Below are 13,846 nucleotides of genomic sequence, written 5' to 3'. Positions count from 1 at the left end.
ATGTTGGTACAGACGAATTTCGACATCACCTGGTGATGATGGTGGTAGGTTGCGCCGCAACGTTCTGTGTGCTCTGTGCGAGGCCCGGAACCTGTCTTCTCGTAGGAGCCGTCGTTGCCGCCGCCGCGTCAGTCCAAGGTGGAGCTGTATGCCGCTATCCGGCGGGATTCGCGGGTCGGGGCGTCGGGTCGGGATCTGCAGCGCAAGTACAACGTCGGGTATCAGACGGTGCGCGCGGCGTTGTGGTCGGCGTGGCCGGCCGAGCGTAAGAAGTATCCGTCGCGGGCGTCGAAGCTGGACGAGTTCAAGCCGGTCATCGACGAGTGGCTGCTGGCGGATCTGGATGCGCCGCGCAAGCAGCGGCACACGGTGCGACGCATCTTCGCCCGGTTGATCGATGAGCATCGGATGGTCGATGTCAGCTACGAGACCGTGCGCGAGTACGTGGCGAAGCGGCAGCCGGAAATCCGTGTCGCTGCCGGTCGCGGCCCGGCCGAGGTGTTCATTCCGCAGACGCACCGTCCTGGTGAGGAAGCCGAGGTCGACTTCGGGGAAGTGATGGTGGAGCTGCGCGGTGAGAGGGTCAAGATGTTCTTGTTCTCTTTCCGGCTCTCGTTCTTTGGCAAGGCGATTCACCGGATGTCCACCTCGGGTGGGCAGGAAGCGTTCTTCGAGGGGCATGTTCACGCGTTCCGGCGGTTGGGCGGGGTGCCGTTCGGGAAGGTGCGCTACGACAACTTGAACGCGGCGGTCGCGCGGGTGATCGGGTTGTCGCGGTTGCGGGTCGAGACCGATCGGTGGACGGCGTTCCGGTCCCACTGGAATCTCGATGTCTTCTACTGCCAGCCAGGACTTCCCGGGGCTCACGAGAAGGGCGGCGTGGAAGGCGATATCGGCTTCTTCCGCCGCAACCACCTGGTACCGGTGCCTCGCGTGAGCTCGGTTGATGAGCTGAACGCGTTGATCGATGAGTTCGACGACGCCGATGACGCGCGCCGCATCGGTGCCCGTGCCCGCACGATCGGGGAGCATTTCGAGGTCGAAAGGGCGCTGCTGAAGCGTTTGCCGGACGAGGAATTCGAGACCGGTCTGTGGTTCACCCCGCGCGTGGACAGGTATTCGCTGGTCACGGTTCGCACCAATCGTTACAGCGTGCCGATCCGGTTGATCGGCCGCCAAGTGCGGGTGCTGTTGCACGCATCAGAGCTGGTCGTCTACGACTCCCGGACCGAGGGCGCCCGGCACGAACGGATCGCGGGCAAGGGACAGACCCGCATGGACCTGGATCACTACCTGGAAGGGCTGATGCGCAAGCCCGGCGCGCTGGCCGGGGCGACCGCGTTGGAACAGGCCCGCGCGGTCGGCCAATTCACTACGGCGCATGACGCGTGGTGGGCCGCGGCCCGCAGGGCCCACGGCGACCGCGACGGCACTCGCGCCCTGATCGAGGTGCTGCTGCTGCATCGGCACATGCCTCACGATCAGGTCGTTGCCGGGCTGAAGGCCGCGTTGGAGGTCGGCGCGCTGACCGCCGACGCGGTGGCGCTGGAGGCCCGCAAGATCGCCGACACGGAGCCGCCGCGGACACCGGTGGAATCTGGATGAGCCCAATCCTGTGTCGTCGCTGACCGCGCGCCGGGTGGCGCACCTGCCACCCGACACCAGGCCTTTGCCGTCGGTGGCCGTCTACGACCAGTTGTTGCGCCGCCCCTACCCACCCGCAGAAGGAACCAGTACATGACCATCAGCACGCCCCGGCGCCGCGGAATGACCGAGCAGGCCGCCGACGCCTCCATCGACCAGGCATGCCGGATGCTGCGACTGCCCTCGATCCGCCAGCAGTTCACCGAGATCGCCGACACCGCCGAACGCGAACAGATGTCGTATCGGTCGTTTCTGGCTGAGCTGCTTTTGGCCGAGTGCGACGACCGCGCCCGCCGCCGCAGCGAGCGCCGCATCCGCGCGGCCGGGTTCCCCCGGCGAGAAGTCGTTGCGGGCCTTCGATTTCGACGCCAACCCGAACGTTGACCCGGCGATGATCCACACCCTGGCCACCTGCAAGTGGGTGGAGAAAGGGCTGCCTCTGTGTCTGATCGGTGACTCCGGCACCGGCAAGAGCCACCTGCTCATCGCGTTGGGCACCGAGGCCGCGATGAAGGGCTACCGCGTCAAATACACCCTCGCCACGAAACTCGTCAACGAACTGGTCGAAGCCGCCGACGACAAACAACTCACCAAAACCATCGCCCGCTACGGGCCGAGTCGATCTCCTCTGCCTCGACGAACTCGGATACATGGCCCTGGACCGCAGCGGCGCCGAGCTGTTGTTCCAGGTTCTGACCGAGCGGGAGGAAAAGAACAGTGTCGCCATCGCTTCCAACGAGTCGTTCGGCGGTTGGACGAAAACGTTCACCGATCCCCGGCTCTGCGCGGCGATTGTCGATCGATTGACCTTCGGCGGGCACATCATCGAAACCGGCACCCAAAGCTACCGGCTCACCCGAACAGCGCAGACCGCAGCCCGGACGATCCCACCGGCGAACCATACAGCGAAGGATCCAGCACCCGAGCCGCAACACTGATCAATCCCCCCAGAACCCGAGGTGGCGCCGGAATTCGTCGGGAATCAGCATGTCAGACATGGTGTTTGGGGTCATCGGTCGAGTGCGACGTGACTGTCTGTTCCGGACAATCCTCGCGGGTGATCGAATCACTGACCTTCGGCCGAAATCTATTGAGATCTGCTACCCGACGTTGTCTCAGTGGCTATTTGAAGGCTGCGGTGTTGCGGGCGGCCCACTCGGCGAAGGTTCGCGGGATGCGGCCGAGCAGTCGTTCGGTGTCGGGGCTGACCTGCTGCTCGGCGGGTTTGGGTGAGCCGAGGATGTCAAGGGTGGCCTCGACAATGGGTTCGGGCATGAACCGCACCATCTGCGCTTTGGCCTGGGCGCGGGACAGTTCGACGAAGCGGACCGGTTCGCCGAGTGCCGCACCGATGTCGGCGGCTTGCTGGCGCGGTGAGATCGGTGCTGGCCCGGTCAGGTCGTAGGTTCTGCCGTTGTGACTGCGGTCGAGCAAGGTGACAGCGGCGACGGCGGCGATGTCGGCCGGATCGATGACCGGTAGCGCGACATCGCCGAACGGTGCCGAGACCGTTCGTTGCGTGCGAACCATTTCCGCCCACTGCAGCGCGTTGGATGCGAAGCCTCCCGGCCGCAGCATCGTCCACTCGACACCGGATTCTTTGACGGCGTCTTCCACTGCGGACGGGTGGCTGCCGGTGCTGACCCCTTGCGAGGACAGCAGAACAACCCGCCGAATACCGGCGCCCTGCACGATATCCATCACATCAGCGACATTGCCGCCGGCGGCGACGAAATCACCGGACGTCAACAGAAAAAGCGTGTCGGCCCCGTCGAACGCTGATGCCAGGTTCTCCGGCCTGGCGAGATCGACCTGCTGCCACCGGACTCCTGCGGGGACCTCGGATGCTGTCACCGTGCGCGAGACCGCCGTCACATGCTCGCCGGCCGCGACCAATGCCTGCACCAGCGGCCGACCGACATTGCCCGTCGCTCCGGTTACCACGATCATGTTCATTCCCTTTCCGAGTTCGTCTGCGGACTCGGGCGACGTTACTATTGCCGAGGTAGTAGGTTCCTAGACGAAAGTAATGGAGTTCAGGGGTATCTGTGACGAGTAACACGGTATGGGACGCGCAGGATGCGGTTGCTCCGGAGAACGCGTGCCCGATCGCTCCTGTGGTCGAGGTCGTGTTCTCCCGTTGGACAACGCCGATCCTGTGGGTGTTGCACCAGTACGGGCCGCACCGCTTTGTCGAGCTGCAGCGGCGCATCGGCACGATCACTCCCAAGGTGCTGACCGAACGATTGCGGCAACTCGAACGCGACGGGCTGATCGAGCGCACCTACTTCGCCGAGGTCCCACCGCGGGTCGTATACGAGATCAGCGATCTGGGACGCAGCCTGGCACCGCTGTTCGCCGCGCTGGCCGAGTGGTCGGTGAACCTCGGCGAGGTCGACCAGGCTCGCGGGATCTACGACGCCAAGCAACAAACACGCCACCGACGCTGATCCGGCCTTCCGACCCACCCTTGGGATGGTGTCGGATCCGTGCCGACAAATTGCACGACGTCGGCGGCGACATGGGCTGGTGGACGAAAATAGAGGCGTTCGTGATGATCTCACCGCAACCAAGCACACATATGGTGCATTGTTGACTCCTTGGCGCACAACGCATTCCACCTCGACGCCTCCGACGCCGCGGAGCTGGCGGAGATGCTCGGGTTCCTCCAAGACTTCTTCCAGCGCGCGGACCCCGGAGTCGCTGCCGCGTTCACCGAGTCCGTCGGTGCTCCCGGCTTCACCCTCGACGAGCTGTGCTGCCACCTCGAACGGTTCCAAATCCTGCTTGGCGGCGACCCCGGCGACGAACTGCCGCTAGCCGACTACTGACCCGGGCCTCACCGGACCACCCGAGTGACGCTATTTTCGTCTGGATCCAGAGCCCCTCGAGCCCATCTGTGACGCTCAAATTCATCTGGAATCGACGCCAGAATCCACCTGTCTAGCCAGGAACACGCGGTTGTGAATGCGATAGCCGTGGGCGCGCGCGGTCGGGTCGGCCGAGTGCATCAGTGTGTGGCCGTCGGCGGCGATACGATCCAGGGCTTCCAGCTGGTGATCGTTGCGCCGTAACGCGGCGACGGTTGCGATGGTGCCCTCGAGGTCGCTGAAGAGCAGGAATTCGCCCTGGTCCCTGGGCCCGCCGATCGGGAGGCGATCGAGGCGACGATCTCCGCGTAGCCGACCGGCGTCACCCGCGCGACGGCGTGCACTATCGGGATGGCCGCCTGCACACCGCAGGTGACCATGTTGACATTGTCGTCGTGATCCCCGAGGTGCTCGTCGAGGTTGACCGTCGGCACGACGTACGGTCCGATCGCCGCTGGAGTGAGATCGACGAGTTTCTTTCGGTACGGGGTGAGCGCGGCGGCATTGACCGCATGGGCCCGGGCCGAGGTCGCGTCGAAAACAATATCGATGTCGGCGAATCCGTCGAGGGCGATGAGCCCCTCGACGCCTGCGGCGGTGGTGGGAACCTTCATCCGCGCCGCGCGAGCCAGCCCATCGGATGCGGGATCGATGCCGACCATCGCGCCCATCTCGAGGACTTCGGAGTGCCGGAGCACCTTGATCATCAGGTCGGTGCCGATATTGCCGGAGCCGATGATCGCGACTTTCGTCTTGGTCATGACCGTCCCTTCCGGGAGAATTTCGCGCTGACTTGGCCCAGGCCGGACAGTTCGGCGCGTAGGGTGACGCCGGGCGGCGCGGGAATCATCGGACCGAGGGCCCCGGAGAGCACGACTTGCCCAGAAAGCAACGGCTGTCCGAGGTTTCGCGCGGTGCGGGCCAGCCACACGAGGGCGGCGAGCGGGTCGCCGAGGCAGGCCGCTCCGGTTCCTTCGGAGGCGAGGCAGTCGTCGGAGAACAGTCGCATCGTCACCTCCCGTGGCTCGAGCTCGTCGAGTGGCAGCCACCGATCGGCGAGGACGTAGAGGCCGCTGGAACCGTTGTCGGCGACCGTATCGGTGATGGTGATGTCCCAGCCGGCGATGCGGCTGTCGACGATCTCCAGCGCGGCCGCCGCGCCGACGACGGCGCCGCGCACTTGTGTCGGGTCGAGCGCACCGTCGACGAGGTCTTCCGCGAGCAGGAAGGCGATTTCGGCTTCGGCCTTGGGTTGCAGCAAACGGTCGCTGGGTACTTCGTCGTAGGCGGAGACGTCCATGTCGTCGAACAGCACGCCGAAGTCCGGCTGATCCACGCCGAGCTGGTGCTGGACGGCCGGGGAGGTGAGACCGATCTTGCGGCCCGTGACAGTGGCGCCTGCCGCAACGCGCTGATCGACCCGCAATCTCTGCACCGCGTAGGCGAGCTCGATGTCGGAGCTTCCGATGAGATCTCGAACCGGTGCGCACGGGTGACCCGAAGTGGCTGCGGTGCGGAGTCTTTCGGCGGCCTGTTCGACAGCCGGGTGCGAGTGCGTGATGGTCGATGTCGCTCTCATCGTGATCCTTGGGTGATGGCGGTGGTGATGGCGAAGCCGGCGATCCACTCGGGAATGGGCACGTAGAACCGTGATGTCATCCGATAGGGCCCGCTCGCGGCCAGCGAGGCGTATGCCGCGACCCACGTGCGCACCTCGTGCGCGGAGCCGCCACCCTCGGCGCCCATCCACTCGGGCGTCCAGTCGTCGATATCGGTGAGTTTGCCGTGTTCGAAGGTATCGAGGACGAGGTTGTCCCACCGGGGATTGATCGGGATCATCCTGGTCGACCCCGCCGCGTAGGAATACCCCGCCTGCAACACTCGATGCTCGCTGCGGGCGCGCTGTTCGGGCGTCGGCGGATGGCCCTCGATGAGCGCGTCAGCGACGCGTCGCGGCGCGTTCTCCAGAACGGGCACCGGCGGGTCGTGGGACAACCCTCCGGATGCGACGAACAGAACCCGCGTGCCGAGTTCCCGCGCGGCCGCTCCGAGAGCGGTTCCGAGAGCGCGGATTCGGTGCAGGGGACCGAACGGCGCGGCGACGCCGTTGACGAAGACGGGGACGACCGGAACGCGGTCCATCCCGCCGAACAGTATCTCCAGCGGCTGGACGAACCCGTGATCCACCGCCATACGCGCAGAGATGGGCAGGTCGATGCCGCGCGCCAGCACGCCCCGCGCCAGCTGCTTCGCCGCGGCCGAGTCGACCGAGAGCGAGCCGACTCTGGAGCCGAAGTCGCCGACCGAATACGCCTCGGTTCCCAGACAGAACGGTGGCATCTGGCGGTAGAAGAACCCGTTGTAGTGATCCGGTGCGTAGAGAACAACCAGATCGGGCGCGAACTCGGCGACGAAGGCGCGCGCGGCCGAGATTTCCGCGTAGACGCTCTGCAGGATCTCCGGGGCCGGATCGTTCTTCCCGACAAGGGGTGAGTGCGACAGCCCCACGAGCGCGGCGGTCATGAACCCGCTCCTTCCCGGTCCGGACGGACGACGAGTTTCCCGGTCAGCGCGCCGTCGATCATGAGCTGAAAACCCTTGTGGATCTCGGTGAGTGGCAGCGTCCGGTCGATAACCGGTCGAACACCGGTGGCGTCCATCATTCGCAGCATCGAGACCAGCTCACCGCGGGTGCATCCGGTCGAACCGAGGATCCGCTGCTGCAAGTAGAAGATGCGGTTGAGCTCGGCCGGTGGATTCGCTCCACTGGTCGCGCCCGCGACGACAACGGCTCCGCCCGGCCGAAGCGCTTTCATCGAATGCGACCAAGTCGCCGCACCCACCGTCTCGATCACGACATCCACTCGTTCGGGCAGGCGCGCGCCAGGTTCGACCGCGGCGCGTGCGCCCCAGGACAGCGCCATACGTCGTTTGTCCTCGCTGCGACTGGTCGCGTAGACGACGGCGCCCGCCGCGGCGGCCAGCATGATCGCGGCCGAGGCGACGCCACCGCCCGCGCCTTGCACGAGTACACGATCGCCCGCCTGGATTCGCGCTTGGGTGAACAACATTCGGTAGGCGGTGGTCCACGCGACCGGAAGGCAGGCCGCCTCGTCGAAGGACAGCCAGTCGGGCTTGGGGATCAGGTTGCGAGTGGGGACCGTCAGATACTCCGCGAACGCACCGTTGTGCCGTTCGGACAGCAGGGCGCGATTCGGGTCGAGCGTCTCGTCACCCATTCCGGCGTCCGGGTCGGCGATCACCGGAAAAACCAGGACTTCGTTGCCAGACTCGTCGTAGCCTGCGGCATCACAGCCGAGCACGATCGGCAGGTGTTCGGGCGGATGACCGATCCCGCGCAGCGTCCACAGATCATGCATGTTCAGTGTGGAGGCGACGACGCGGACAACGGACCATCCGGGTGGGGCTTCGGGTTCGGGAATTTCGCCGAGAACGAGGCCGGACAGTGGGTCGTCGGCGCTCTGCGAGATTGCGGTAGCAGCGAGCATGGTCGTCACCATGCCCGGTGAGCTGAGCCGGATCACAGCACGCGTTACCTACAGCGGAACGCGCTATGGATCGGCGCGCTCGCAGGCGCTTGTCTGACACCATGACCTCCACCATCCGGCCCGCCGCCGCGTCCGGTGCTTGCGGCGGAGCGGGCGAACTCTCACGCACCGCCCTCGGGCGAGCGCCCCGCGGCGCACTGAGCCGTCCGGCCCCGATGTTCCGCAACCTGGACGTATCCGGTCTCGTCGACGTCGAGACCGGCTTGCTCGATCGCGCGATCTTCACGCACGAGGATCTGTACCAGCAGGAGATGCGGCGGGTATTCGCGCCGAGCTGGTTGTTCCTCGCCCATACCGATCAGTTCCACAAGCCGGGTGACTTCTTCGCCACCTACATGGGTGCGGATCCGGTCGTCGTCACACGCGACAAGAGCGGAAAGATCCGCGCGTTTCTGAACTCCTGCCGGCACCGAGGGGCACGAGTGTGCCGCGCGGATTTCGGGACGACGCGCAGTTTCACCTGTAGTTACCACGGGTGGTCCTACGATCTGGAGGGCCGCCTGATCAGCGTTCCGAACCGGGACGGATATCCGGATTCGTTCCACCCGGACGACTGGGGGCTGGTCGAGGTGCCGCACGTGCAGAGCTATCACGGCCTGATCTTCGGCACCTGGAATCCCGACGCGGCCGCGCTGGTCGACTACCTCGGCGATATGGCCTGGTACCTGGACGCGATGCTCGACCACGACGCCGAGGGCACCGTGGTGGTCGGTGGGGTTCACAAATGGGTGCTCGACGGGAATTGGAAGCTCGCAGCCGAGCAGTTCGCCACCGACTGGTATCACGTCAACATGAGCCATGCGTCGGCTCTGATGGTGCTCTCGCCGGAAGGCAAGGCGCCCAAGGACGAGATCATCCATCGCACCGGGCGCCAATACGTCGATCCGAACGGTCACGGTGCCGGATTCCCGGTGCACCCGAAGAATCGGTTCGACGCGCGCACCGTGCACGAATGGATGGACTATTCCGCGTTGCGCGACCGGCTCGGTGACGCGCGTGTCGAAGGGCCGCTCACGAACGGGCACGCCACCGTTTTTCCCAACTTCTCCTACCTCCCGGTGAACGGGTCGATTCGGGTCTGGCACCCGAAGGGGCCGGACAAGATGGAGGTCTGGTCGTGGACCATCGTGGACAAATCCATGCCCGATGACGTGCGAGAGGCGCAGCGACTGTACAACTTGCGCACCTTCGGGCCGAGCGGCATCTTCGAGCAGGACGATGGCGAGAACTGGAGTGAAGTCCAAAGCATTTCACGCGGCTTCGTCACCAACGGCGTCGCGCTGAACTACCAGATGGGCATGGGCTCCGAGCGTTATGACGGCCGCTACCCGGGCCGGACGAGCGAACTCTACAGCGATGCCGCCGGTCGCGCCTTCTACGCGCGGTGGCAGGAATTGATGAATACACCGGCCTGGCACGAGGTGTCCGAATGAATGCGGGAATTCGAGTGGCGGCCCTTGCGGACATCGACGTCGGGGCCGGCATCGCGGTCGGTAAGTCCGTTACCGGCACCGCCGACGACATCGCGTTGCTGCGTGACGAGCACGGCACGGTCTGGGCGCTGGACGACACCTGCTCCCATGCCGACGCATCGCTGGCCGAGGGGTGGATCGAGGACGGGCACGTCGAGTGCCCGTTGCACGCGAGCAGGTTCTGTCTGGAAACCGGCGCGGTCGACGGACTTCCAGCCACCAAGGGAGTGTGCCCGCACCGGGTCGAGGTGCGCGATGGCGAGGTTTTCCTGTTTCCGAACGAGGCGCCTGGCTCATGACCGGCTCGATCGATCGTGTGGTAGTCGTCGGTGGCGGCATCGCCGGTGTGAGTACCGTTGGCGCCTTGCGCTCCGGGGGTTTCGATGGAGAACTCACCCTCGTCGACGCGGGCGAGTTCCCCTACGACCGGCCGCCGTTGTCCAAGGAATACCTCTGTGGCGAAAGAACTTTCGAACAGATCGCACTTCGATCCCCGCGGTGGTATCAGGACGAGGAGGTGCGCCTGATCAACCTGTCCATGGTGACCGCGCTGCGGCCCGCCGAGGGCAAGGTCGAGTTGGGCGACGGCCGCTTGCTGGCCGCCGACCGGGTCGTGCTCGCGACCGGCGGGCAGGCGGCGCGTCCGCCGATCGCCGGAGTCGACAGCCGACGCGTCCACGTATTGCGGACCGCCGACGACGCCGACCGTCTTCGCCGGGTGCTTGTTTCGGGCTCCACGGTTCTCATCGTGGGCGCTGGCCTCATCGGCGCCGAAGTAGCCTCTGCCGCTGTAGAACTCGGCTGCAAGGTGGTTCTGGTCGAGCCCACGTCACCGCCGCTCGCCGCGGCCCTCGGTGTGGAGGTCGCTGCGTGGCTGCACGCGCTGCACGCGGACCGTGGCATCACCACGGTCGCGGGCCCGGTGGTGTCCTGCACCGAAGTCTCCTCCGGGATCGAGGTCCGGATCGGTGGGCATGCGCAGGCTCGTGTCGTCGATGCCGTGGTGCTCGGCGTGGGGATGGTTCCCGAGACGAGTCTTGCCCTCGGCGCCGGGATCGAGGTGGATCGCGGGTTTCTCGTCGACTCCGGTCAGGTCACCTCGAATCCCGCGGTGCTCGCGGTCGGCGACCCGGCTCGTTGCCGCGGCCGCGACGTGCCGCGGGCCGAGCATTGGGAAGCAGCCCAACTGGACGGGCAGCGTGCCGCCGCGACAGTTCTCGGCGCGGCGCCTCCGGTCCCGATGGCCCCTTGGTTCTGGACCGATCGTCATCACCGTCATGTCGAAGTGGTAGGACGGATGTCGGACGCGGAGCGCACGGTGACCCGCGGCGCATTCGGGGGAAGAGCCTTCTCGGTCTTCGGTCTTCGTGGCGATTCGATCGTGGCCGCGGTCGCGATCGACGACTCGATCGCCGTCCGCGCCGCCCGGCGAATGATCGACCGCTCGATGATCGTCGATTCCGCATCGCTCGCCGACCCGGCCGTCGACCTGCGCAAGCTCTTGCGCGGCTGAAGCGCACGCGGCACCTGCCATCACTCGCCTCCGAAGGATCGAAGCACCGTGACCCCTTTCGAATCCCCACAGTCGACCGCATCGCCGTCTGAGCGGCCCGCGGACCGCGACACGCATTTCGAAGTCGAGCAGTTCTACTACCGGGAAGCCGGACTTCTCGATGACGGCCGGTACGCAGACTGGCTGGATCTGCTCGCCGACGACCTCGAGTACTGGATGCCGACCCGAACCAATCGGCTGCGACGCCAGCAGGCGCTGTCCATCGCCGCGCGGGGCGAGGCCGCGTACTACGACGAGACAAAGGAGAGCCTCGCCTGGCGTATCCGTCGTTTCGATTCCGGGATGGCGTGGGCGGAGGATCCGCCATCCCGAACCCGGCACATGGTGTCCAATGTCGTTGTCCACCACGTCGATCCGGCTCGCACCCCTGGTTCCACCGAGCGTGATCTGGTGGTGCGGTCGGCATTCCTGGTGTACCGCAACCGCCTCGAACGGGACGAGAACGTCTTCGTCGGTTCCCGCACGGATCTGCTGCGCCGTACCGAGCGGCGATTCCAGGTCGCCCGGCGAACGATCCTCCTCGACCAGAACGTCTTGCAGTCGAAGAACATCTCGACCTTCTTCTGACTCGGCTACTCCACACCAAGGAAAGACGATGATCACGAAAACTATCGACGCCGACATCCGGCACCATCGCGTGCCCACCTCACTCGGCGAAATCGCCGTGGCCGAAGTCGGCAGCAGCGGACCGTGTTTGGTAATGTTGCACGGAGGCGGACCGGGCGCGTCCAGCCTGGCCAACTACCACCAGAACCTGCCCGCGCTGGCGCGGCACTTTCGCATCCTGCTGCCTGATCAGCCGGGATTCGGCGGCAGCTACCGGCCGACGCAGGACGACCTCGACTACCGATCCATCACCGAGATCACGATGGATGCGCTGTTCCAAGCTCTCGACGCGCTCGGTGTGGGCACCTTCCATCTGCTCGGCAACAGCCTGGGCGGCGCGGCGGCCATCGCCATGGCGCAGACACAGCGCGAGCGCGTCACCGGCCTGGTGTTGATGGCGCCGGGCGGAGGCTGGTTGCCTTTCGGGCCCACACCGACAGAGGGCCAGAAGGAGATGTTCCGGTACTTCAACGGCGGCGGCCCGAGCGAGACGAAGATGGCCGCCTTCATCCGGACAATGGTGTTCGACCACAAGCAGTTCGGCGCCGAAGTCGTCCGCGAGCGCTACGAAGCGTCCCTGGATCCCAGTCACATCGAGTTCTACCACCGGTACAACGCCGCTTTCGCCGCCCGCAACGGCATGGACCCGCTGTGGAAGAACCTGCACAAGATCAAGGCGCCGACCCTGCTGCTGTGGGGACGCGACGACCGCACGATCACTCTCGACGGCGCCCAGATCATGCTCAAGCAGATCCCGGATGTGCAACTGCACGTGTTCGGCCGATGCGGCCACTGGGTGCAACTCGAACGCCGACAGCAGTTCGAACACCTGGTCATCGACTTTCTGCGGGAACTGGCATGAGCGGCTGGCTCGAGGGATACGCGGCGCTTGTCACCGGCGGCGGGTCGGGGATCGGGCGGGCGGTCGCGGAGCGCTACCTCGCCGAGGGCGCCTCGGTGACGATCGTCGGACGTACCGCCGAGCAACTGACCCGGGTGGTCGCCGAGTCGGCGGACCCGGGACGGATGCATGCGGTCGTCGCCGACACTCGCGACTCCGAGCAGCTGCGGAACGCGGTCGCCGAGACGGTGGAGCGGTTCGGGAAGCTCGATACTCTCGTCGCCAATGCCGGTGTGTGGGACTATCAGCGACATCTCACCCGGCTGACGGCGCGGGAGCTCGGCAACACGTTCGACGAGATCTTCTCGATCAACGTCAAAGGCTACTTCCTCGCGGCCGAAGCGGCGTGGCGTGAACTCGTGCGGACCAGGGGCAGCATCGTGATGACGCTGTCGAATGCCTCCTTCGATGTCAACGGCGGAGGCGTCGTCTACACCGCGAGCAAGCACGCGTGTCTCGGTCTGATGCGTGAGCTCGCCTACGAACTCGCACCGAAGGTACGTGTGAACGGGGTCGCCTGCGGCGGAATGAACACCGACCTACGCGGGCCCGAAACGCTCGCCATGCAGAACCGATCCCTGTCGGCGTCGTTCGCGAAGCGCGGTGCGGGAAGTCCACCGCCGCCGATTCCGCTGCACGACTCCAGTACCGACCCGCGCGACTTCACCGCGGCCTATGTCCTGCTGGCATCGCGCGAGCAGAGCGGACCGATCACCGGCGAAGCGATCCGCGTCGACGGCGGCATCGGTGTGCGTGGCTTTCACACCTCCGCCGGTGGCGACCACCTGTGACCAGGGAGCGACAGTGATACAGAGACGATGGAGGACATACCAATTGTCGGCGGGTCCGGAGAACGTGCCGGTGATCATCGATGTCGAGCGTTGTGCCGACGGGAGGCTGCGGTCCGCCTACCCGGTCGGCGCCCATGATGTGGAGATTCGCATCACCGGGGCGCCGAGTGCCGAGGTTCTCACCGATACGCTCGCTGCGGCGACATCCGCGGTCCTGGATGCCGATCCACAATGTCGCCGTGTGGTTTTCGCGGTTACGGCAGGAGACGAATCCGGACTGGCCGCGGCGAAGCTCGCTGGTTTCCGGCATGTGGTCGACGTCGATGTTCCAGGGCGGACAATGGGGCTGCTGGTCGTGGAACCGGCGTGGGTCACCATGGTCGATATCGACATCGAGCGCGTCCCTGGCACCTGATCGCA

13 protein-coding genes and 3 pseudogenes are annotated in these 13,846 nt (G+C 65.8%); 11 read left to right on the top strand and 5 right to left on the bottom strand.

All coding sequences use genetic code 11. The features are described 5' to 3' along the window. The first annotated feature begins 114 nt into the window (after positions 1-114). Positions 115-1,741 (top strand): annotated as a pseudogene (gene istA / locus NL1_RS16495) (IS21 family transposase). Next, positions 1,738-2,582: pseudogene (gene istB / locus NL1_RS16490) on the top strand (IS21-like element helper ATPase IstB). Before istA ends, istB begins: the two co-directional pseudogenes overlap by 4 nt. Positions 2,583-2,766: 184 nt before the next feature. Here istB and NL1_RS16485 read toward each other — a convergent pair. Beyond that, positions 2,767-3,594 carry an NAD(P)H-binding protein gene (locus NL1_RS16485; RefSeq protein ID WP_067840415.1) on the bottom strand — a complete coding sequence of 276 codons (828 nt, stop codon included), beginning with the start codon at positions 3,592-3,594 and terminating at the stop codon, positions 2,767-2,769. A gap of 98 nt (positions 3,595-3,692) precedes the next feature. Here NL1_RS16485 and NL1_RS16480 point away from each other — a divergent pair, with 98 nt between their 5' ends. Both NL1_RS16480 and NL1_RS16475 read left to right on the top strand, forming a co-directional pair. After that, a complete protein-coding gene (locus NL1_RS16480; protein WP_067840338.1) occupies positions 3,693-4,094 on the top strand; it encodes a winged helix-turn-helix transcriptional regulator in 402 nt (133 codons plus the stop codon). 150 nt (positions 4,095-4,244) lie between these two features. Then, on the top strand, positions 4,245-4,475 hold the full coding sequence (locus tag NL1_RS16475; protein WP_067840336.1) for a hypothetical protein: 231 nt from the start codon (positions 4,245-4,247) through the stop codon (positions 4,473-4,475). Between the two features lie 290 nt (positions 4,476-4,765). Here NL1_RS16475 and NL1_RS16470 read toward each other — a convergent pair. The 4 genes and pseudogenes from NL1_RS16470 to NL1_RS16455 form a co-directional block, all read right to left on the bottom strand. After that, positions 4,766-5,275: pseudogene (locus tag NL1_RS16470) on the bottom strand (acetaldehyde dehydrogenase); the annotation flags it as partial. Then, the gene (locus tag NL1_RS16465; protein WP_067840334.1) at positions 5,272-6,093 is read right to left on the bottom strand and encodes a 2-keto-4-pentenoate hydratase; all 822 of its coding nucleotides are present in this window, start codon (positions 6,091-6,093) and stop codon (positions 5,272-5,274) included. The gene NL1_RS16465 and the pseudogene NL1_RS16470, both read right to left, overlap by 4 nt. Next, positions 6,090-7,037, bottom strand: coding sequence for a 3-carboxyethylcatechol 2,3-dioxygenase (locus tag NL1_RS16460; RefSeq protein ID WP_067840332.1), 948 nt, complete (start codon positions 7,035-7,037; stop codon positions 6,090-6,092). The genes NL1_RS16465 and NL1_RS16460 overlap by 4 nt, the downstream gene beginning before the upstream one ends. Next, positions 7,034-8,023: a zinc-binding dehydrogenase gene (locus NL1_RS16455; RefSeq protein ID WP_067840413.1), complete on the bottom strand. Its 990-nt coding sequence runs from the start codon at positions 8,021-8,023 to the stop codon at positions 7,034-7,036. The genes NL1_RS16460 and NL1_RS16455 overlap by 4 nt, the downstream gene beginning before the upstream one ends. Before the next feature lie 311 nt (positions 8,024-8,334). On the opposite strand from NL1_RS16455, the gene NL1_RS16450 reads away from it, so the two are divergent. From NL1_RS16450 to NL1_RS16420, 7 genes are read left to right on the top strand one after another with little or no spacing between them, the layout of a single operon-like run. Next, complete coding sequence (locus tag NL1_RS16450) at positions 8,335-9,516, top strand: aromatic ring-hydroxylating dioxygenase subunit alpha (protein WP_067840411.1); 1,182 nt, start codon at positions 8,335-8,337, stop codon at positions 9,514-9,516. Beyond that, positions 9,513-9,854, top strand: coding sequence for a non-heme iron oxygenase ferredoxin subunit (locus NL1_RS16445; protein ID WP_067840330.1), 342 nt, complete (start codon positions 9,513-9,515; stop codon positions 9,852-9,854). Before NL1_RS16450 ends, NL1_RS16445 begins: the two co-directional genes overlap by 4 nt. Further along, positions 9,851-11,068, top strand: coding sequence for an NAD(P)/FAD-dependent oxidoreductase (locus NL1_RS16440; protein ID WP_156094883.1), 1,218 nt, complete (start codon positions 9,851-9,853; stop codon positions 11,066-11,068). The genes NL1_RS16445 and NL1_RS16440 overlap by 4 nt, the downstream gene beginning before the upstream one ends. Positions 11,069-11,116: 48 nt before the next feature. Continuing rightward, on the top strand, positions 11,117-11,695 hold the full coding sequence (locus NL1_RS16435; RefSeq protein WP_067840328.1) for a 3-phenylpropionate/cinnamic acid dioxygenase subunit beta: 579 nt from the start codon (positions 11,117-11,119) through the stop codon (positions 11,693-11,695). Positions 11,696-11,723: 28 nt separating this feature from the next. Beyond that, positions 11,724-12,596: an alpha/beta fold hydrolase gene (locus NL1_RS16430; RefSeq protein WP_067840326.1), complete on the top strand. Its 873-nt coding sequence runs from the start codon at positions 11,724-11,726 to the stop codon at positions 12,594-12,596. Continuing rightward, positions 12,593-13,426, top strand: coding sequence for an SDR family NAD(P)-dependent oxidoreductase (locus NL1_RS16425; protein ID WP_067840325.1), 834 nt, complete (start codon positions 12,593-12,595; stop codon positions 13,424-13,426). The genes NL1_RS16430 and NL1_RS16425 overlap by 4 nt, the downstream gene beginning before the upstream one ends. Before the next feature lie 43 nt (positions 13,427-13,469). Further along, the gene (locus tag NL1_RS16420) at positions 13,470-13,841 is read left to right on the top strand and encodes a hypothetical protein (protein WP_084510657.1); all 372 of its coding nucleotides are present in this window, start codon (positions 13,470-13,472) and stop codon (positions 13,839-13,841) included. Positions 13,842-13,846 lie beyond the last annotated feature (5 nt).

The organism is Nocardia lijiangensis NBRC 108240 (genome assembly GCF_001613045.1).
Taxonomy (GTDB): Bacteria; Actinomycetota; Actinomycetes; order Mycobacteriales; family Mycobacteriaceae; genus Nocardia; species Nocardia lijiangensis.
This window is presented reverse-complemented; position numbering and strand designations above follow the sequence as displayed.

Coding starts and splice junctions, on each gene's coding strand:
- NL1_RS16485 (WP_067840415.1), bottom strand. CDS start 3,594: ATGATCGTGGTAACCGGAGCGACGGGCAATGTCGGTCGGCCGCTGGTG.
- NL1_RS16465 (WP_067840334.1), bottom strand. CDS start 6,093: ATGAGAGCGACATCGACCATCACGCACTCGCACCCGGCTGTCGAACAG.
- NL1_RS16460 (WP_067840332.1), bottom strand. CDS start 7,037: ATGACCGCCGCGCTCGTGGGGCTGTCGCACTCACCCCTTGTCGGGAAG.
- NL1_RS16455 (WP_067840413.1), bottom strand. CDS start 8,023: ATGCTCGCTGCTACCGCAATCTCGCAGAGCGCCGACGACCCACTGTCC.
- NL1_RS16450 (WP_067840411.1), top strand. CDS start 8,335: ATGCGGCGGGTATTCGCGCCGAGCTGGTTGTTCCTCGCCCATACCGAT.
- NL1_RS16445 (WP_067840330.1), top strand. CDS start 9,513: ATGAATGCGGGAATTCGAGTGGCGGCCCTTGCGGACATCGACGTCGGG.
- NL1_RS16440 (WP_156094883.1), top strand. CDS start 9,851: ATGACCGGCTCGATCGATCGTGTGGTAGTCGTCGGTGGCGGCATCGCC.
- NL1_RS16430 (WP_067840326.1), top strand. CDS start 11,724: ATGATCACGAAAACTATCGACGCCGACATCCGGCACCATCGCGTGCCC.
- NL1_RS16425 (WP_067840325.1), top strand. CDS start 12,593: ATGAGCGGCTGGCTCGAGGGATACGCGGCGCTTGTCACCGGCGGCGGG.